Origin of the sequence: Dendrosporobacter sp. 1207_IL3150, assembly GCF_036763085.1 — a bacterium.
Lineage (GTDB): Bacteria > Bacillota > Negativicutes > DSM-1736 > Dendrosporobacteraceae > JBAIYU01.
The window spans coordinates 65,231-83,873 of sequence record NZ_JBAIYU010000011.1 but is presented as its reverse complement, the minus strand read 5'-3'; the positions used below and the strand labels follow the sequence as shown (position 1 = coordinate 83,873).

Genomic DNA, 18,643 nt, shown 5'->3' with positions numbered 1-18,643 from the left:
CCAAGCGACAACTAGTGATAAATATTACGCTCGATAAGTAAAGACTTTGACATTCGATAAGTCTTTTTATCATATAAATTACCGAACAAAATTCAATTAAAATCGAAAATAAATGATAATTAATGGAGGGCTATTCAATGCAGCTAAAAAATTATATGGAAGACTTGGTTTTTGAACAGCTTGATAGAGTAATAAACAGTCATCAGGGTGTTTGCAAATGTGAAAAATGCAAATATGATATTGCTGCTTTAGCTCTAAATTACCTTCCTCCTCGATATGTCGTTTCAGACAGAGGAGAAACCTATACTAGAATTAAATCACTCGAGCAACAGTTCCTTGTTGATATTATGTCTTCAATCACATTAGCCATAACAATTGTCAATGGACGGCCTAAGCATAATGCAGAGTAAGGTACTTTGGGACAAAATAAAGAATAGAATACTGCGCAAGTCTGACAAGGTATTGGGTATTGATATAGGTACTGGATCATTGAAGATAGTTGAGCTAAGCTTCAATAATGAGCGGTTTGTCGTTAAGAATATTGCGATAGGCGATTTCCCTGAAAATCTCTTTGAAGATGGCAAGCTTGTTAAGGTAGATGAATTTACTTATATTTTACAGCAGCTTGTAGCAACAAGCGGTTTTTCTAGTCGTGATGCTGTACTTGCCTTAGGCGGCAAGTCAATCTTTATTCGTGAAATAGCCTTCCCCAAAATGGCTGAAGAAGAGATTCGGGAAGCAATTAAATGGGAAATGGAAAAATACGTCCCTTATGCGCCGGACAGCTACCATTATGATTTTTCCATTGTAGGCGAGGTTGAAAATGGGATGGAACTAAAGGTTCTACTAGTAGCTGCGCCTAAAGTAAATATCGATCCAATAATAGCGGTAGTGAAAAACGCCGGGCTTAAACCTGTTGCCATCGATGGTGAGGCCTTTGCTTTATATCGTACATTAGAAAATGCGGAAAATTCGATGATTGTTGACATTGGACAATTTGCCTCACAACTCATTATTTATCAGAATGGCATACCGACTGTAACCAGAATGATACCCATCTCTGGGCAACGCTTTACTGAAGCTGTTATGAGCGCTCTTGATTTAGATGAAACTGAGGCGGAACTTTTAAAGAAAAGGCAGAAAAACCTACTTCCACAGGTAAATGGCATAAATGATAATACTGAAATACATGACCAGATGATGATGATAGTTGATGAGCTTGCAAGGGAAATTCGCCGGACTGTGGAGTTTTATCAAATTCAGAATAAGCATTCGAGTATCGAAAAAATAATAATCTCAGGTGGCGGCGCTTGTTTGGACAACCTTGGCGAGCAGCTTAAATCTATTTTAGACCTTCCAATAGTTCTTAACTCAGCATCTGGGACAATAGACTACTCACCTTCATTTGATCCTAACTACATCAAAGATGTTGCGCCTAGACTGGCTGTTGCTATTGGTTTAGCATTACGCGGAGGGGAAGTATGATTCGTATAAACTTACTGCCGACTGAAGAACGTCGCTCAGAGCTTCCTCTGTACAGAATTTTTTCAGTAGTCGGCGTATTCGTTGTACTTATATTAATATGTATCTATAGTTATGGGTATTTTACAACTAGCAATATAGAAAGTAAAATTCAAGAAAAACGTACGCAATATGAGTTGTTAAAACCAACTCAAGAAAAGATGCGGGTTACTGAAGCTAAAGTTCAGCAAATTAATGCTAAAAACAATATACTGCTCAGTTTAACACAGGAACGTAAGTCTTGGCATGCGATTATGACTCATATTGGGGTGGTAAAAACTCCGAACGTATGGCTGACTGAAGTTGGTTTGGCGGATAAAAATTCATTTAAAATAAAAGGATTAGCAACCAGCTATCCTGATTTAGCTACATTTATTAAGAAGCTTGAACAAGATGACTTGTTTTTAGATGTGGCGTTAGTGAACTCAGAAAAACTTACTAATGACAGAGATTATTCAGCTGGAGTAGCCAATTTCGAACTTCTAGTAAAGATCAAGGGGATGTAAAGTGGATTTTTCAATGAAAAATGTAACAGATAAACATAAAATATTGATTTTTTGTGCAGGTATTGTTACAGTTATTGTAGTATTTTATTATTATATACTTATTCCACAGCAAGACCGCATTGCTCAACTAACATCAACCTACGAATCAGAACGCCAACGTGTACAGACTATTGAGGCCTTTGCTAAGGCTCATCCAGATATTGGCGTATATGAACAGGAATTAAATAACAAAATAGCTACAGTTGATAAGATGCTCCCTCATAATATTGAACTAAGTGAGTTTATTGTTGAAGTTGAAAAATCGGCAAGCAACAGCGGTTTGCAGCTAACAAAATTCAAACCAGGCCAAGAAGTCAATAAAAATGGCTATCGTGAAATACCTCTTGAGTTAGTGGTAAAGGGAGATTACTTCCAAACTTTAGCTTTTTTAAAGAAACTCGAAGACTTGACTCGCTTTAACTCAGGTAATAATGTATCAGTACAGTATCGTGATGGGCAGTTGGAGAGTAAAATTCTTATCAATATTTATAGCTTTGGAGTTAATCAGCAAGAGCAAACTAAAACAAACGGCAAAGGTGCTAACCCTAAATAGGGTTAGCGCAATTTTTATTACTGGGAATTGTAATTTTATGTTTTTAAATGCAAGCAATTAAATTAGAGGTGATATAATGTTACGTTTTATGACTGCAGGCGAATCTCATGGACCTTGTCTAACTGCAATTATCGAAGGACTTCCAGCTGGTCTCAATATTGACATAGATAAAATCAATAAAGATTTAGCCAGACGTCAGCAGGGATATGGACGAGGCGGACGGATGAAGATCGAGCAGGATAAGGCAGATATTCAATCCGGTGTAAGGTTTGGTCAGACATTAGGAGGGCCAATTACGTTAGTTATTCGCAACAAGGATTGGGCTAATTGGCAGGATCGTATGTCGGTCAGCGGTCAACCGCATGGAGAAAGTGTCACGGCAGCTAGACCTGGACATGCCGATTTAACCGGGGTGCAAAAGTATCAGCGCCAAGATATTCGTGATATTTTAGAGAGAGCTAGTGCTAGAGAAACTGCTGCCAGAGTTGCTGTAGGCGGTCTAGCAAAACAGCTTCTCGAAACCTGTGGAATTAAGGTAGTTTCACACGTTACAAATATTGGTGGTGCTTATATTGACCGACCAAAAGTAGATTATCACTCTATTGAAGAACTGTTAAACGGCTCTGATTTAAGCTGCATAGATACTGATGCTGAAGAGCGTATGAAACAAGCTATACGTGATGCTAAAGAACGCGGAGATACATTAGGCGGAATTTTTGAGATAGCTGTACTTAATACGATGCCAGGTCTCGGCAGTCATGTTCAGTGGGACCGAAGACTAGATACCCGCATATCAGCTGCGATGATGTCTATTCAGGCTATCAAAGGCGTAGAAATTGGTGAAGGCTTTGGCTATGCAAATCTGCTGGGCAGTCAGGCCCATGATGAGATATTTTACAATGATGAATTAGGTTATTACCGCAAAACCAATCATGCAGGCGGCTTAGAAGGTGGCATGAGTAACGGCGAACCAATTATTATAAGGGCTGTAATGAAGCCAATTCCAACACTGATGACTCCACTTGCTTCTGTTGATGTATTGAGTCATGAACAAGTTATGGCTAATACCGAACGCAGCGATGTATGTGCTGTTTCTGCGGCGGCGGTTGTCGGGGAGGCAATGACGGCCATTGTTATTGCTGAGGCCTTGCTCGAAAAATTCGGCGGCGATAGTTTAGGCGACTTTACAGCAGCTGTCCGCAATTATCGAGAAAGACTTGGCAGGTGATTGTATGAAGAATGTCGTCTTAATTGGCTTTATGGGAACAGGGAAAACTAGTACAGGGCGTCTGTTAGCCAGCAGACTAGGACGTCCATTTATTGATACTGACCAGAAAATTGAGAATGAAAGCAATATGACCATTCCAGAGATGTTTAAAATACATGGTGAGCAGTACTTCCGGCAGAAAGAAAAGGAAATGGTGACAAGGGTCTCTCGATATACATGTGCAGTGATTGCTACAGGTGGCGGAGTAGTTCTCTTCCCAGAAAATGTGGGTAGGCTAAAGAGTAATGGGATTGTTATTGCACTTACCGCATCACTTGATGTGATTTTAGAGCGCACTGGCAGACGTAATAGCCGACCTTTGCTTAATCGCCCGGATAGGGAGGAAGTTGTTGCAAACTTACTAACAGAACGTTCTGAACTATACAGCTTTGCCGATTTATCTATTGATACCAGCGATAGAACACCACAACAAGTTACTGACCAAATTATAACTTTCTTACGTCAAGGAGGGTATTTGCGTGGGAGATGTTAGCGTTAATCTAAGAGATATAAGTTATACAATTAATATTGATAGCAATAATTTAGATAATGCTGGGCAGCTACTTAGGCAGCTTAATTATCAAGGAAAGATTTTAGTGGTGTCTGATGAAAATGTCGGAAAACTGTATGGAGAAAGAATTATAAGCCTTTTAAAGTCGGCAGGTTTGATGCCCGAACTGTTTCTAGTGCAGCCAGGCGAGGAAACTAAATCACTTACAGTTGCTGAAAAAATTTTTGCTAAGGCCATTACCATGGGTCTTGATCGTAAATCGCCGATAATAGCTTTAGGCGGCGGTGTAGTAGGTGATTTGACTGGTTTTATTGCGGCAACATATTTGCGCGGTGTACCTTTCATCCAAATTCCAACAAGCCTGCTAGCCCAAGTTGATTCAAGCGTAGGTGGAAAAGTAGCAGTCAATCATGCTCTTGGAAAAAATTTGATTGGTGCTTTTTATCAGCCTAAAGCAGTTTTGATTGATACTAATACCTTAAGCACCCTGCCTGAACGAGAATTATATACTGGTTTAGCAGAAGTTATTAAGTATGGTCTTATTGCTGATAGTGATTTCTTTAAATACCTTAAGCATAACAGTGAAGCTATTCTTAATCGTGATAGCTCGGCCCTTAAACATATAATTAAACGTTCGTGTGAAATTAAAGCTGAGGTCGTGGAAAAGGACGAAAAAGAATTATCACTGAGGGTTATCTTAAATTTCGGTCACACAATTGCCCATGCCATCGAAGCAAACACCGGTTATAAGCAATATAATCACGGTGAAGCTGTAGCAATAGGCATGCATGGCGCTGCTCTGATAAGTAACCTCCTTGGTTTATGTAGTAATGAACTTGTTGAAGAAGTCCGCAGCATAATTTCACGTTATCGGCTGCCACTTAAGGCGAAAAATTGTACTGTAGACGATATTATTAATTTGCTTCTCAGAGATAAGAAGGTTGTAGGCGGCAAAGTTCATTGGGTATTGTTAAACGATATTGGTAAGGTAGTTGTTCGTAATGATGTTTCAGAAGATATTATAAAAAAAGCATTAGTTGAGATAATTATTTAAGTGACCCTTGCGGGTCCTTTTTTTATCCTAAGCTAAAGTGTTACTTTCTTTAAAAGCGGGATAAGTGGCGAGTATGGACTGAGTTGTTTTATGGCTCGTCCAAGCTGTGTTATCAATCTTGTTTTGCTTTTAACTAATACTAGAAGTTACTGATTATACTTATAGCATTCTCTAAATGTAAAAATTTAGCAGGATAGTTTGGTAAATAGTAGAAGTAATAGTTAAATATGTACTAGGGAGGAAGCTAGGTTGGTAACAAACAAACGGAAAGTGATTTGTATTGCCAGTATAGTAGCAGTGTTATTGGTTGGTTTAATAGGATATCGTATCTATGCCAATCTTGCTGCAAACAAAGAGCGGGCTGGGAAGGTCTCTCAAGGGAGAATTGTCACAGTAGAAGTATCTAAGGTTGAGAGACGTGATATAACTCCAATTATTACATACTCGGCTAGTCTTGAACCAGTTTGGCAGGCAGATATTTCTTCTAAAATTGACGGTAGAATAGATTCACTTCATGTTGAAGAGGGTGATTATGTCCAAGAGGGAAGCATTATTGCAGTCTTAGACACTAATGAACTATTAGCGCAAGTTATACAAGCTGAAGGTAATTTACTGTCAAGTCAAGCGAGTTTAGAACAAGCAGAGCAAGATTTGCGCCGAACAGAAGCCCTAGCAGGACAAGGGGCTATATCTCTTCAAGCTTTAGATGCAGCAAGGTCTAAGCGCGACTTGTCAACTGGCCAAGTCCGTTCTGCTCAGGGTAATCTTACGCTGTTAAAGGCTAGGTTGGACAATGCCAATATTTTAGCACCACGTTCAGGCGTTATTATTAAGAGGCACATGCAATCAGGCTTTTTCGCTAAAGCCGGTTCGCCAATCGTTACAATCGCAGATATAAATTCCTTACTTGCTAAGACTAGTATTGGTGAAGGCCAGATCAACGAGATTTCGGTAGGCAATACTGTTAAGATTAGAGTTGATGCCATTCCGGACAAAGACTTTTCAGGAACAATTACGCGTATATCCCCCGCTGCGGCATTGCCAGCACGGACGTTTACTGCTGATGTAACAATTCCTAACTCTGAAGGTATTCTGAAAGCCGGAATGTTTGCAAAAGTCTCGTCGACCGCTCCAATACATAAAAATATAATTGCTATCCCGGAAGGTGCTCTAGTAATGCGCGAAGATCAAAAAACAACTTTTGTAGTAAAAGCCGATAATAAAGTTGAGCAGCGCGTATTAAAAGTTGGTTTTGTTGGCGGGGGATGGGCTGAAGTTATAGAAGGTTTGTCCGAAGGCGAAAGAATTGTCACTTCCGGGCAGAATAAATTAAAAGACGGATCAAGCATTTCTTTAACAAAGGCTGCGGAAGGTGGAGTCTAAATGATTAACACCTTTATAAAGAGACCAGTATTCACAACAATGATTGTAATGCTTCTAGTTGTATTTGGTCTAAGCGCTTACCCGTCATTAGGTATTGATTTATATCCAGACATTGACTTCCCTATAGTTAATGTCACAGTTACTTATACTGGTGCATCGCCTGAAGAAATGGAAAGTTTAGTTACCAAACCGATTGAGGATGCAGTTAGTTCGGTCGCGGGGATAAAAACATTGTCTTCAGTATCACGTGAAGGTATTTCACAAGTTACGCTAGAATTTGAGTTTGGCACAAATCCTAAGCTAGCAGCCAATGAAGTCCGCGAAAAGGTAGCCAGCGTTCGAAAAAGGCTGCCCGATCAAGTCGACGAGCCTGTTGTACAGCGATATGATATTACCGCGCAATCTATAGTGTATTTCAGCCTTTCCTCAGACAGCCGCAGCCGTGGTGAAATAAGAAAACTTGCTGTTGATGTTGTCAAGGACGAGTTGCAGCGATTAGATGGGGTAGCAGAGGTAAATGTATTTGGAGCAAGTGATCGTGAAATTCATATCTATGTAGATCCCCATAAGGCTGAATCATATAATATCTCATTTAAGCAAATCCTGGATGTTGTAGATATGCAGAATGTTAATACTCCAGGTGGCAGAGTTAATGAACAGGGGACTGAACTTACGGTCAGAACGCTTGGCAAATACAAGAGTGTCGATGAGCTTAAAGAAGTCGTTATTGTTAATCAACAGGGCAAGCTTATTAAATTGGGCGATGTTGTCACTATTTCGGATGGATGGGGCGAAGAGCGTGTTTACGCGCAAACCGACGGAAGTCCAAGCGTGCTTGTCGCAATTCAAAAACAATCTGGTACAAATACAGTAGATGTTGCAGACCGGGTCAAACAAGCAATGCTAGGCATGCAGAAAAACATTCTGCCATCAGACATAAAAGTGTCAACAGTACGTGATAGTTCCATTTATATTCGCGACAGCGTTGAGGACGTTATGATGTCGCTTGTTTTCGGGGGAATCCTTGCTGTCATAATTACTTTTTTATTTTTGCAGAATTCAAGGGCTACAATTATTGGAGCAATTGCAATACCTACCTCAATAGTAGCAACATTTTTCCTCATGAAAGCCATGGGCTTTACTCTTAATAATATGTCACTGATGGGGCTAAGTCTGGCTGTTGGTATATTGATAGATGATGCTATAGTTGTTATAGAAAACATATATCGGCATATGGAGAAAGGTCAGTCCCCGATGGAAGCAGCTTATTTTGGCACAACCGAAATTGCACTAGCTGTAATGGCTACAACGCTTTCGATATTAGCCGTTTTTGTGCCAGTTGGAAGCATGGGACTGGTAATTGGTCAATTCTTTAAGCAGTTTGGCTTAACGGTAGCTTTTGCTGTAGCGTTTTCATTATTTGTCGCCTTTACTTTAACGCCAACATTGTCGGCCTACTGGCTAAAATATGATCATAACAAAGGTGCGTGCTTTTCCGGCATTCAAAAAATACTGGATAAATGGGAAGAGCTATTTCTTTCATTCCGTAAACTGTATCAAGAAGTATTAACTTGGGCTTTGCGTCGACCTAAGAAGTTAGTCGCATTAGCAATACTTTCATTGTTTATTAATGCGCTGCTTGTACAGTTTCTTGGCAAAGAATTTCAACCAACTTATGATTCAGGAGAATTCAATATTGCAGTATCAGCTCCAGCCGGTACTTCTATGGAAAAAATGAAACAGCTTATTGCGCCGGTTGAGGCAGAAGTCTTAAATATTCCTGAACTCGAAACTGCATTTATGGTAATTGGATCAATGAGACAGCCGGTATATAAAGCGAGTATTGGAATAAGACTAATACCTTCATCTAACCGTGCACGTAGCATGATGGATATAATGGATGACCTGCGTATTAAATTTCGTGAAGTCGAAGGTTTAAAGATTGCTGTGCAGAATAACCAAGGCGTAGGAAGAGGCGATTCTAGACCAATACAAGTCGGTATAAGAGGCTCTGAACTGGAAACATTGACTAGAGCTGCTCAAGAACTAGCAGATGCGATAAAGCAAATTCCTGGGACAACTGATGTTGATATATCAACAGAACAATTTGAACCAGAAGTCCAAATCAAGTTAAATAGTGCGCGGGCTGGTGATGCAGGCATCGATGCTGCAACCCTGGGTGATACTGTTCAGATGGCCTTTTTAGGAAAGGTTACTAAAAATCAATATACTGTGGGTGACAGTGATTATAATATTCGTGTTCAACTTGTACCAGAAGCGCGACTAAATATTGACGATGTCTCTAATTTGCGTGTTGCTACAAAGTCTGGAAGCTTTGTTCGCCTGAAGGATGTCGCCGAAGTAAAACTGTCTTCTGGTCCGACACAAATAGATCGTGAAGCTCGCCAGCGGCAAGTTATAGTGTATGCCAATACTGTGGGTGTCTCTTCCGGCGAAGTTATTGATAAAGTTAAATCATTAATTCCTAGCTTAAATCTACCATTAGGCTATAGTTATAAATTTGTAGGCCAAGCTCAAACTATGCAAGAATCGTTCGCTGAAATTGCTAAAGCTTTGATTTTAGCAATTGTACTAATTTACATGGTGTTAGCTGCAGAATTTGAAAGCTTCCTTCATCCACTTACGATAATGCTTTCCCTGCCGTTTTCACTTGTAGGGGCAATATTAGGACTGTTGATTGCTGGAAAAACTATAAATATAATGTCTTTAATTGGCGTAATAATGCTTATGGGGTTGGTAACAAAGAATGCCATCCTATTAGTTGACTATACCAATCAACTGCGGATCAAAGGCTGGCTAGTTACAGATGCTCTTATAGAAGCAGGTATTACTAGACTTCGGCCGATTTTAATGACAACAATGGCTATGATTTTTGGAATGGTTCCTATAGCATTAGGTTTTGGAGCCGGTGCGGAACTTCGTTCATCAATGGGGGTTGTCCTTATTGGCGGATTAATAACGTCTACCGCGCTTACATTAGTGATTGTTCCGTTAGTTTATTTATTAATTGATAATCTAAAAAGCGGTATAAAAGGGTCAAATAAGAATAATTCAGTAAATATGTAGTTATGGTAGATGCCTGTTACAAGGAGGATGAAGATTATGGTTAAAAGAATTGCCGTTTTGACAAGTGGTGGTGATGCACCAGGCATGAATGCCGCAATACGAGCAGTAGTAAGAAAAGGCATATACCATGGATTTGAGGTCTTTGGTGTACAGCGTGGTTATGAAGGAGTAATCCAAGGAGCTTTCAATTTAATGAGTTTTCAGTCTGTTGGCGGAATAATCCAACATGGTGGAACTGTACTAAAGACAGCTCGTAGTGAGGCATTCAAAACATCAGATGGATTTGCTTTAGCCTTGCAACAGTTAAAAAATCATTTTATTGACTATTTAATAGTTATTGGCGGCGATGGTTCTATGGCTGGAGCAGCTAAATTGGCAACAGAGGGTGTTCCTACTATGGTAATTCCGGGAACCATAGACAATGATATGGCCGGTACTGAATACACTATCGGCTTTGACACAGCCCTCAATACTGTGTTAGAGGCTGTGAATAAAATTCGCGATACTGCTGCCTCGCATGAAAGAGTTGCTATAGTTGAGGTTATGGGACGAAGCGCAGGCCATATTGCTCTTATGGCAGGACTAGCGTGCGGTGCCGAAGCTATTTTACTTCCAGAGCAGCCTTTGGATATTGAAACAATTTGTGAGAGACTGGGAAAAAGCTACAAGCGTGGAAAGCAGTATAGCATTATTTTAGTTGCTGAAGGTGTAGCCAAGGGCTATGATATAGCCTCACAAATCAGTGCAAAAACGCAATTTCAGCCACACGTTACTGTATTAGGCTATATCCAGCGTGGTGGTAATCCAACGGCGATGGATAATATCATGGCAAGCCGTATGGGAGCGGCAGCCATAGATAGCATCTTAACTGATGATATTAACAAACTAGTAGCATTGCGACAAGGTCAGATTGTTACAGTCCCATACGAAGAAGCCTTTAAGTCTAAGCATAAAATCGATTTATCAATTTATGATACAGCAGGAATATTATCTAGATAGTATTCTAAACATTTGAAAACAGCTTGCCTAGAGCCTTCATCTAAATCAAAGCTGATATTCGATTTATCATGTATAAGTAAATCGTCCTTTCTCATGTAATAAAACTATTGACCTGGCGAAAGCCAGGTCTTTTCGTATTGTTATATAAATTAGAATCATCTACTAATAGCAATCAGAAAATATTTAGATATGAAAGACCTAATTAAATTGATCAATATTAAATTATTTTTGTGTAAACATAACGAAAAGAAACTGAATAGGATATAGTGACACTAAGCTGGGGGTGGATTGATGAAAGATATTGACTTAAGTGGAGTAATAAATTTGATGCAAATTCAAAATGATTATATAAATCAGGTCTATAAAATTATTTATGTTTTATATACTGATTTGAATGTAGCTAATAATGCAGAATTTCAAAAATTCACTGTGCATTTCAATTCTTTTATGCAAAATCATGCAAGAAGCGAAGGCTTTAGCAAGGCCACTGAAATTTCACAGCATAATTATGTATTATTAGAAAAGCTAATTGATGGAGAGATACTTTCTACCGCGGAGCAGTTGGAATTTGCTGTAGGCCATCTCGAAACAGCTATAAAGGAGCCTAAAATCAGAACTAACATGCAAGTATTGCTGTTAAATCAGGGAATTATGCTGCTTGAAGAAACTCAATTGAAAATAATTGAAAATGTAGAGGGATTACTAGAAAATTTCCGAAAAACACAATTACAAAATTAACAGGATTTTTCAATTCTACGTAAAATACTTACAATATATATATATAGCTGGAATAATGTCAAACGGACATAATTTCCCATAGGATATTATGTCTTTTTCTTTACTGTCAAAAGGCTGTCTTAATTAAAAGTGATTTGACACCTAGGCATAAGCGGAATTTAACCAATTTCATTTTGCTTATCTACAGAGTGCTTCTAATATTTAAATTCGAGGAGCTAAATTATGAATGAAGTTATTTTATCTGAAACGCTGGAGGCTTTTCGGTCTGGCGACATATCGCTTGAAGAAACTCTGGACAAGCTGAAGTCTTGGCCATATGAAGATTTAGGTTTTGCGAAACTTGACCATCACCGAGCAATACGCCAAGGATTTCCTGAAGTTGTTTTTTGTCAGGGTAAGACAATTGAACAAGTTGTGGAAATAATGGATCGTTTAGTAAGCCATAACAGAAACGTATTAGCAACACGAGCCAGTTCAGCTATGTATGAAGCGGTTGCTAAAAAAATACCAACTGCGCAGTTTAATGAGATGGCTAAGTTAATATTCGTTCATCAGGAAGATATTACAGTTGATGGAGATCGAGTAGTCTTAGTTATGACAGCAGGTACAAGTGATATACCTGTAGCTGAAGAGGCAGCTGTTACGGCTGAAGTAATGGGTAATAAAGTCGAGAGGGTCTATGATGTTGGGGTTGCAGGAATACATCGACTTTTTGCTCACCAAAAACTCATTGATAAGGCAAATGTAATAATAGTTGTAGCCGGTATGGAAGGAGCACTAGCCAGCGTTGTTGGAGGACTAACCGCCAAACCTTTAATTGCCGTGCCAACAAGTGTCGGTTATGGCGCGAACTTTAATGGCTTGTCGGCTCTCTTGTGCATGCTTAATAGCTGTGCCGCAGGAATCGCAGTAGTAAATATCGACAACGGGTTCGGTGCCGGACGTTTGGCAAGTATTATAAATCATATGAGGTGATTACGTATGAAGGTGTTATATTTAGATTGTTTTTCAGGTATTAGTGGAAATATGTTTTTAGGTGCGCTTATTGATGCTGGGATGCCTGAGCAGTATCTCCGGGAACAGCTAGGTAAACTGCCTGTTACAGGCTATAGATTAGATATAGAAAGAACAAAAAAGTGTGGTATAAGTGCTATTTATGCTGATGTGAAGCTACATACCCATCAACACCATCATCATGACCACGAGCACCATCACCGTCATCTTCCTGATATAGTTGAAATTATCGAAAAAGCTGATTTAAATAGTGTGGTAAAAACAAACAGTATAAAAATTTTTATGGAATTAGCAAAAGCAGAGGCTAAGGTTCATGGCACCACTATTGAAAAAATACATTTTCATGAGGTTGGAGCTGTAGATGCTATCGTTGATATAGTAGGGGCGGCAATTGGATTAGATTGGCTAGGTATTGAGCGAATTTATACATCAAAACTTCATGTCGGCAGTGGTTTTATAAAATGTGATCACGGGGTAATGCCTGTACCTGCACCAGCTACTTCAGAATTATTAAAAAACATTCCTTATTACAGTGGCGACATTACTAAAGAGCTTGTTACGCCAACTGGCGCTGCAATTATTGCTGCCCTAGGCACAGAATATGGCGCAATGCCTGCAAACTTTATTAGTAAAATAGTTGCTTATGGTGCTGGTACCTGGGATTTGGAAATTCCTAATGTCCTAAGAATGCATGTAGGTGAATTAGATGTAGCTTCAGCAAATAATGTTCATCCACTCAAAGTAATTGAAGCTAATATCGACGATTTAAACCCACAAGTTTATGAGTATGTTATGGAAAAATTATTGAAAGCAGGCGCTTTAGATGTTTGGCTGACCCCGATTATTATGAAAAAAAGTCGTCCTGCAACAAAGCTGTCAGTTTTAATTGAGAATACTGAGCTAGATAAGATGGTTGATATTATTTTCAAGGAAACGTCAACCATCGGAATGCGTTTTTATAGCGTCGAAAGATCAGTAGCCGAACGAAAGCTGACGACTGTCAATACCGATTGGGGATTGGTGAAAGTTAAGGTTAGTTATCAAGATGGAAAAATAATAAATATTACACCTGAATATGATGTTTGCAAACAGCTTGCTGAAGCTAATAATGTACCTCTTAAGGCAATACAGCAAGAAGCTTTAGCTCAGGCATGGAAACAGCTTGTCTAAATTGATTGGTGGCTCATAGTATTACTTAACGAAGAGGTGAGTAATATGGCTAGCTATATTAATAAAAATTACCTTATTTCTGATGTTGTTCCAGCTATGATTTTAGGTAAAGACGTGCATATTAATGGCAGAGTAGCTTTAAGCGAAGGATTACAGCTAACGGCAAGTCTGATAAACAGATTAAAGCTTTGGGGCATTACATCTCTATTTATTAGAGAAGAACTTTTTGATATACAAGCGATTACTTCACCAACATCAAATATTCAGCAGCAATTTTTTGATACATATGCTAATACAGTCAATATAATTAAAAATGCATTTGAGAACATCCGCTTTTTTAATGAAGTTGCAATTAAAGATTTAACTTTAATTGCAAACTCCCATATTACGCCGCTATCTAATGCTGTTGGCGTAATTAATCATTTGCATATGGTTAGGCGTCAGGATGACTATACTTTCCACCACTCTATTAATGTTGCTGTGATTTCTGGCATTCTAGGAAGGTGGCTAGGGTACTCAGAAAAGGATATTAATGAATTAGTTCTAACAGGTCTATTACATGATTCGGGTAAAACTAAGATACCTTTAACTATACTAAATAAGCCTGCTAAACTTACTAAGTCTGAAATGGAAATAATGAAACTACATTCAGTACACGGCTATATGCTTATTCGAGCATTACCTGAGGTATCGCAGCAGGTAAGCTATGGTGTTCTGCAACATCATGAAAGATTTGATGGGAGTGGATATCCGTTAAAAATCAAGGCTGATAAAATACAACCGTTTGCTAGAATAATAGCAGTGGCTGACATTTATGATGCAATGACCTCTGACCGTGTATACCGCAGTAAGTTAACCCCTTTTACAGTTGTAGAACTAATGGTAGAAGAAATGTATGAAAAACTAGATCCGAGAATTTGTTCGGTGTTTTTAAATAATGTACGAGATTATTTTATTGGTAATATAGTTAAACTTAGTGATGGAAGGGAAGCTGAAGTAGTGCATATGGGACACTTCATAGCTACACGTCCGACAGTTCGAGTTATAGAAGGGGAATTTATTGATTTAGAAAAACGACAAGATATCAGTATTACAGCTTTAATAAAAGCTTAAAGTATTTTATCTTGCTGTATGTAAGGAGTGAATAATTTGAAAGCTGTTGTTTTACTTTCAGGAGGTCTTGATTCAACGGTTTGCATGGCTGTAGCTAAAAGTCAAAACTATGACCTATATCCATTGAGTTTTAACTATAATCAAAGGCATAGCATTGAACTTGAAAGCGCCAAAGAGGTGGCTGAATATTACGAAGTCACAAGACATCTAATAATTGAAAACAATATGAATGAATTTGGCGGAAGTGCTTTAACCGATAAAAGTATTGAAGTTCCTGCCGCAAACATGGATAGTAAGGAAATACCGCCGACATATGTTCCTGCGCGCAACTTAATCTTCTTAAGTTACGCGTTGGGTTATGCTGAGGCTATCGGAGCAGAACGTATATTTATTGGAGTAAATGCACTGGATTACTCTGGCTATCCAGACTGCCGCCCCGAGTTTATTAGTCTATTTCAGAAGCTAGCTGATTATTCGACTAAAGCGTCTGTTCAAGATAAAAAGGAAATTATTATTGAAACACCGCTTATTCAATTATCAAAGAAGGATATTGTAATTCTCGGAACAAAACTGCAAGCTCCATTACACCTGACGCATAGCTGTTATCGAGGGGACGGTATTGCTTGCGGTAATTGCGACAGCTGCATACTCAGATTGAGGGGCTTTAAAGAAGCTGGGTTTCAAGATCCTATTTCATACGATAAGAAACTATAAGACTTTCTTACATGCACAAGGAGATAAGTATCGACTTCTGCTTTTGCTAAGGATCGGCGCTACTTTATATAACAAGAATAGTGATTTAATTTGAGTAACTGGCTTTCGCTTATGATGGCGCAAGCCGTTTTCATTAAAGACATTAGGTAGGAGTGACCAAATTGAAAGACGTACAAAATACTTCAGATAACCGAGGCATTGCAATACAAAAAGTAGGGATTAGTGATGTGCACCTGCCTTTTTTTATAAAAACAAAAAATGGTGATATGCAGTCTGTTCTTGCAAAAATTAAACTAACAGTGGACCTGCCGCAAGAATATAAGGGAACACATATGAGCAGATTCATTGAAGTTCTTAGCGAGTGGAGCCAAAAACCTGTATCTAGCCGAGAAATGGAGCAAATTCTCACTGATACTCTTGCTCGCTTGGATGCAAGATCTGCCTTTTTAAAAATTGATTTTAAATACTTTGTGGAAAAAATTGCTCCCGTCAGCGGGTTACGAAGCATGCTTGATTTGGACTGCTCGTTTTCTGCCACTCTGACTCAAGGTTATCCCTTAGAGTTTATAATGGGAGTTAATGTACCATTTACTTCATTGTGTCCATGCAGTAAAGAAATTTCACAGTATGGAGCTCATAATCAACGCGGTTTAATGAGGGTAAAGATTAAGCATGAGCCAAATCGATTTATATGGATAGAGGATTTGGCTGCATTAATGGAAGCACAAGGGAGTTGTCCCGTGTATCCGCTGTTAAAGCGCGAAGATGAAAAGTATGTAACTGAATTAGCTTATGATAACCCGAAGTTTGTAGAAGATGTTTTGCGCGATTTAGTTATAGCATTACGTAGCTTAGACTATGTAAAATGGATTGAAGTAGAATGTGAAAACTATGAATCGATTCATAACCATAGCGCATATGCTAGCCATGTAGAGTTTGTAGAAAGGTGACTAATTTGACTAATCTCAATTGGAAGAAGTTCACTAAAGACTGTAAAACAATACTAAATTGGTTACACGAAGGCGATTACCCTGAGGACATAGAGATAATAATTAAAGTTATTGCCTATATCATGAAGGGAGAAAAGCAGCCCGATGTTATTCTATCTTCCTCGATTGCAGGCCCAGCGCTCGAGGATATTTTTGATGCAGATTTATCAATCATAGAACTGCTGGATATTCCGGATGATATTTTAAAGATTGTAGGCTATTGGATTCATATAATTCCACGTGATGTTGATTTTCTTGGACGTGCTTATGAAAAATTAGTCAGTGGTCGCCGTATTCAGGGTAATTATTATACACCAGATGAAGCGATCGGCTTTATACTATCACACACAGTAGCTTTATGCGATATAGTAGAGAATCCTAATATTAGAATACTTGATCCAGCATGTGGATGCGGGTACTTTTTACTCCAGGCGTATGATATTCTGTATCATAAATTTATTCAAGCTCGCGAGTTATTGAAAAATTTTTATCCAGAGATGGATTTAACTGATAGGGGTATTCATCTACATATTATAAGTAAAAATTTATGGGGCGCTGATATTGATAAAACCGCTGCTTCTATAACTGCAATTAGCCTGACATTAAAAAGTAGTGATAACTGTCTTAGTGAAATTCCGCATAATATAATAGTTTATGATAGTCTCCGCCGCCCCAATGAAGGTAAATATACTAAAACAATTAGAGCTTTCTGGCAATCGAACTACGATTACATTATCGGTAATCCTCCGTACATATCTTTTGGTATACGCGGTTCTGGCAAACTTGAGCCTGAATACCGAGACTATTTAAGGCGTTCTTACGCCGACTCTGCTGAATATAAATTAAGCTACTATGTGTTATTCATTCAGCGAGGTATTGAACTTCTAAAAGAAAATGGACGATTAGGTTATATAATTCCTGACAGTTTTTTATTAGGGAGATATTATTCTAAAATACGTCGATATATAATGGAGAAAACTGTAATTAATACAATTACTCATATTAACTGTAATGTTTTTGCAAATGCATCAACCGGTTATTCGACACTGTGCATTTTTGAGCGAGTAAGTGATGCTCAAACTCGTTTAAATAATAAAATCAAGATATGCAAGGCAGAAAGCCTTGGAGATCTAATAAATATTAATACCGTATGCCAATATGAACAGAATTATTTTATGTCATTGCCATATCAACGTTTTAGAATCTTCTTTGACTTGAAAATTAAAGCTATTATTGAGAAAATTGATCATCTTGGAACATATATGAAAACTTATGCGTCAGGGCATACTGGAATAAGATCACTTACTCGTCAATGTGAAATAATAGGCTTAGATAAGTGCGGAGATAGTTGGAAAAAAGGCCTAATCTCGGGTAGTCAAATAACTAGATATGATATTGCGTATAAAGGGCACTGGATAAATATTAATCCAAGCTTGCTTTACAAAGGTGGATGGAGTAATAGTATAGTTGAGCAACGTAAACTTCTTATTAGGCAGACGGGAGATACAATTATCGCCGGCATTGATGATAATGGATATTATCATTTAAATAACATTCATAGTTTCGTTTTAAAAAATGATCAAATAACAATAGATTATTTATTGCTTATTCTCAACTCTAAACTTATGTCATTTTATTATCATGTCACTACTATGGAGTATGGAAGATCAATGGCTCAAACTGATATTGAGACGCTTGAATTGTTGCCGATAGTTGTTAATAAAGATATTAACCATCAGTCGTCTGACCTAGTAAAAACAATGATGGAATGCACAGCAAAATCACTGGCAGGTGACTTTAACTTTACAAAAAGAATGAAAGCGTTTGACGAATACTTAAACCAGCTTGTATATCGTATTTATAATCTAACCGAAGATGATATAAATCACATTGAAGAATTCGAAGCAAGTTTAGCTAAACGTACACGACGATTAGTGCGTCTTAGTAGTGAGTAGCAATATTGAATTATATATTCCATAGTATCT

Annotated in this window: 17 protein-coding genes; all 17 read left to right on the top strand. The window is 38.3% G+C overall.

The window, feature by feature from the left end; translation table 11 throughout:
* Window positions 1-137 precede the first annotated feature (137 nt).
* The 17 genes from V6C17_RS08055 (at window position 138) to V6C17_RS07975 (ending at window position 18,613) form a co-directional block, all read left to right on the top strand.
* A complete protein-coding gene (locus tag V6C17_RS08055) occupies window positions 138-410 on the top strand; it encodes a late competence development ComFB family protein (protein ID WP_333522059.1) in 273 nt (90 codons plus the stop codon).
* The gene (pilM, locus tag V6C17_RS08050) at window positions 400-1,485 is read left to right on the top strand and encodes a type IV pilus assembly protein PilM (RefSeq protein WP_333522058.1); all 1,086 of its coding nucleotides are present in this window, start codon (window positions 400-402) and stop codon (window positions 1,483-1,485) included. Before V6C17_RS08055 ends, pilM begins: the two co-directional genes overlap by 11 nt.
* Entirely contained in the window at window positions 1,482-2,027 is a 546-nt protein-coding gene (locus V6C17_RS08045) for a PilN domain-containing protein (RefSeq protein ID WP_333522057.1), read from the top strand. Before pilM ends, V6C17_RS08045 begins: the two co-directional genes overlap by 4 nt.
* A 13-nt stretch (window positions 2,028-2,040) precedes the next feature.
* Window positions 2,041-2,619 carry a type 4a pilus biogenesis protein PilO gene (locus V6C17_RS08040; protein WP_333522056.1) on the top strand — a complete coding sequence of 193 codons (579 nt, stop codon included), beginning with the start codon at window positions 2,041-2,043 and terminating at the stop codon, window positions 2,617-2,619.
* Between the two features lie 76 nt (window positions 2,620-2,695).
* Entirely contained in the window at window positions 2,696-3,847 is a 1,152-nt protein-coding gene (gene aroC, locus V6C17_RS08035) for a chorismate synthase (protein WP_333522055.1), read from the top strand.
* 4 nt (window positions 3,848-3,851) lie between these two features.
* Window positions 3,852-4,379, top strand: coding sequence for a shikimate kinase (locus V6C17_RS08030; RefSeq protein ID WP_333522054.1), 528 nt, complete (start codon window positions 3,852-3,854; stop codon window positions 4,377-4,379).
* Complete coding sequence (gene aroB / locus V6C17_RS08025; RefSeq protein ID WP_333522053.1) at window positions 4,366-5,451, top strand: 3-dehydroquinate synthase; 1,086 nt, start codon at window positions 4,366-4,368, stop codon at window positions 5,449-5,451. Before V6C17_RS08030 ends, aroB begins: the two co-directional genes overlap by 14 nt.
* 249 nt (window positions 5,452-5,700) lie before the next feature.
* Window positions 5,701-6,834 (top strand): efflux RND transporter periplasmic adaptor subunit, encoded by a 1,134-nt coding sequence (locus V6C17_RS08020; RefSeq protein ID WP_333522052.1) that lies wholly within the window; start codon window positions 5,701-5,703, stop codon window positions 6,832-6,834.
* Window positions 6,835-9,921, top strand: coding sequence for an efflux RND transporter permease subunit (locus tag V6C17_RS08015; protein ID WP_333522051.1), 3,087 nt, complete (start codon window positions 6,835-6,837; stop codon window positions 9,919-9,921).
* 36 nt (window positions 9,922-9,957) lie between these two features.
* A complete protein-coding gene (gene pfkA, locus V6C17_RS08010) occupies window positions 9,958-10,920 on the top strand; it encodes a 6-phosphofructokinase (RefSeq protein WP_333522050.1) in 963 nt (320 codons plus the stop codon).
* Window positions 10,921-11,211: 291 nt separating this feature from the next.
* The gene (locus V6C17_RS08005) at window positions 11,212-11,658 is read left to right on the top strand and encodes a hypothetical protein (protein WP_333522049.1); all 447 of its coding nucleotides are present in this window, start codon (window positions 11,212-11,214) and stop codon (window positions 11,656-11,658) included.
* 222 nt (window positions 11,659-11,880) lie between these two features.
* A complete protein-coding gene (gene larB, locus V6C17_RS08000; RefSeq protein WP_333522048.1) occupies window positions 11,881-12,633 on the top strand; it encodes a nickel pincer cofactor biosynthesis protein LarB in 753 nt (250 codons plus the stop codon).
* Window positions 12,634-12,639: 6 nt separating this feature from the next.
* On the top strand, window positions 12,640-13,842 hold the full coding sequence (gene larC / locus V6C17_RS07995; RefSeq protein ID WP_333522047.1) for a nickel pincer cofactor biosynthesis protein LarC: 1,203 nt from the start codon (window positions 12,640-12,642) through the stop codon (window positions 13,840-13,842).
* Between the two features lie 45 nt (window positions 13,843-13,887).
* Entirely contained in the window at window positions 13,888-14,955 is a 1,068-nt protein-coding gene (locus tag V6C17_RS07990; RefSeq protein ID WP_333522046.1) for an HD-GYP domain-containing protein, read from the top strand.
* 36 nt (window positions 14,956-14,991) lie between these two features.
* The gene (gene queC / locus V6C17_RS07985) at window positions 14,992-15,669 is read left to right on the top strand and encodes a 7-cyano-7-deazaguanine synthase QueC (RefSeq protein ID WP_333522045.1); all 678 of its coding nucleotides are present in this window, start codon (window positions 14,992-14,994) and stop codon (window positions 15,667-15,669) included.
* Window positions 15,670-15,830: 161 nt separating this feature from the next.
* Window positions 15,831-16,619 carry a GTP cyclohydrolase FolE2 gene (gene folE2, locus V6C17_RS07980; protein WP_333522044.1) on the top strand — a complete coding sequence of 263 codons (789 nt, stop codon included), beginning with the start codon at window positions 15,831-15,833 and terminating at the stop codon, window positions 16,617-16,619.
* A 5-nt stretch (window positions 16,620-16,624) separates the two neighbouring features.
* On the top strand, window positions 16,625-18,613 hold the full coding sequence (locus V6C17_RS07975) for an Eco57I restriction-modification methylase domain-containing protein (protein WP_333522043.1): 1,989 nt from the start codon (window positions 16,625-16,627) through the stop codon (window positions 18,611-18,613).
* The last annotated feature ends 30 nt before the right edge of the window (window positions 18,614-18,643 follow it).

Excerpts from the sequence above, each read along its gene's own strand:
- V6C17_RS08055 (WP_333522059.1), top strand. The coding sequence starts at position 138 with ATGCAGCTAAAAAATTATATGGAAGACTTGGTTTTTGAACAGCTTGAT.
- pilM (WP_333522058.1), top strand. The coding sequence starts at position 400 with ATGCAGAGTAAGGTACTTTGGGACAAAATAAAGAATAGAATACTGCGC.
- V6C17_RS08045 (WP_333522057.1), top strand. The coding sequence starts at position 1,482 with ATGATTCGTATAAACTTACTGCCGACTGAAGAACGTCGCTCAGAGCTT.
- V6C17_RS08040 (WP_333522056.1), top strand. The coding sequence starts at position 2,041 with ATGAAAAATGTAACAGATAAACATAAAATATTGATTTTTTGTGCAGGT.
- aroC (WP_333522055.1), top strand. The coding sequence starts at position 2,696 with ATGTTACGTTTTATGACTGCAGGCGAATCTCATGGACCTTGTCTAACT.
- V6C17_RS08030 (WP_333522054.1), top strand. The coding sequence starts at position 3,852 with ATGAAGAATGTCGTCTTAATTGGCTTTATGGGAACAGGGAAAACTAGT.
- V6C17_RS08015 (WP_333522051.1), top strand. The coding sequence starts at position 6,835 with ATGATTAACACCTTTATAAAGAGACCAGTATTCACAACAATGATTGTA.
- pfkA (WP_333522050.1), top strand. The coding sequence starts at position 9,958 with ATGGTTAAAAGAATTGCCGTTTTGACAAGTGGTGGTGATGCACCAGGC.
- V6C17_RS08005 (WP_333522049.1), top strand. The coding sequence starts at position 11,212 with ATGAAAGATATTGACTTAAGTGGAGTAATAAATTTGATGCAAATTCAA.
- larB (WP_333522048.1), top strand. The coding sequence starts at position 11,881 with ATGAATGAAGTTATTTTATCTGAAACGCTGGAGGCTTTTCGGTCTGGC.
- larC (WP_333522047.1), top strand. The coding sequence starts at position 12,640 with ATGAAGGTGTTATATTTAGATTGTTTTTCAGGTATTAGTGGAAATATG.
- V6C17_RS07990 (WP_333522046.1), top strand. The coding sequence starts at position 13,888 with ATGGCTAGCTATATTAATAAAAATTACCTTATTTCTGATGTTGTTCCA.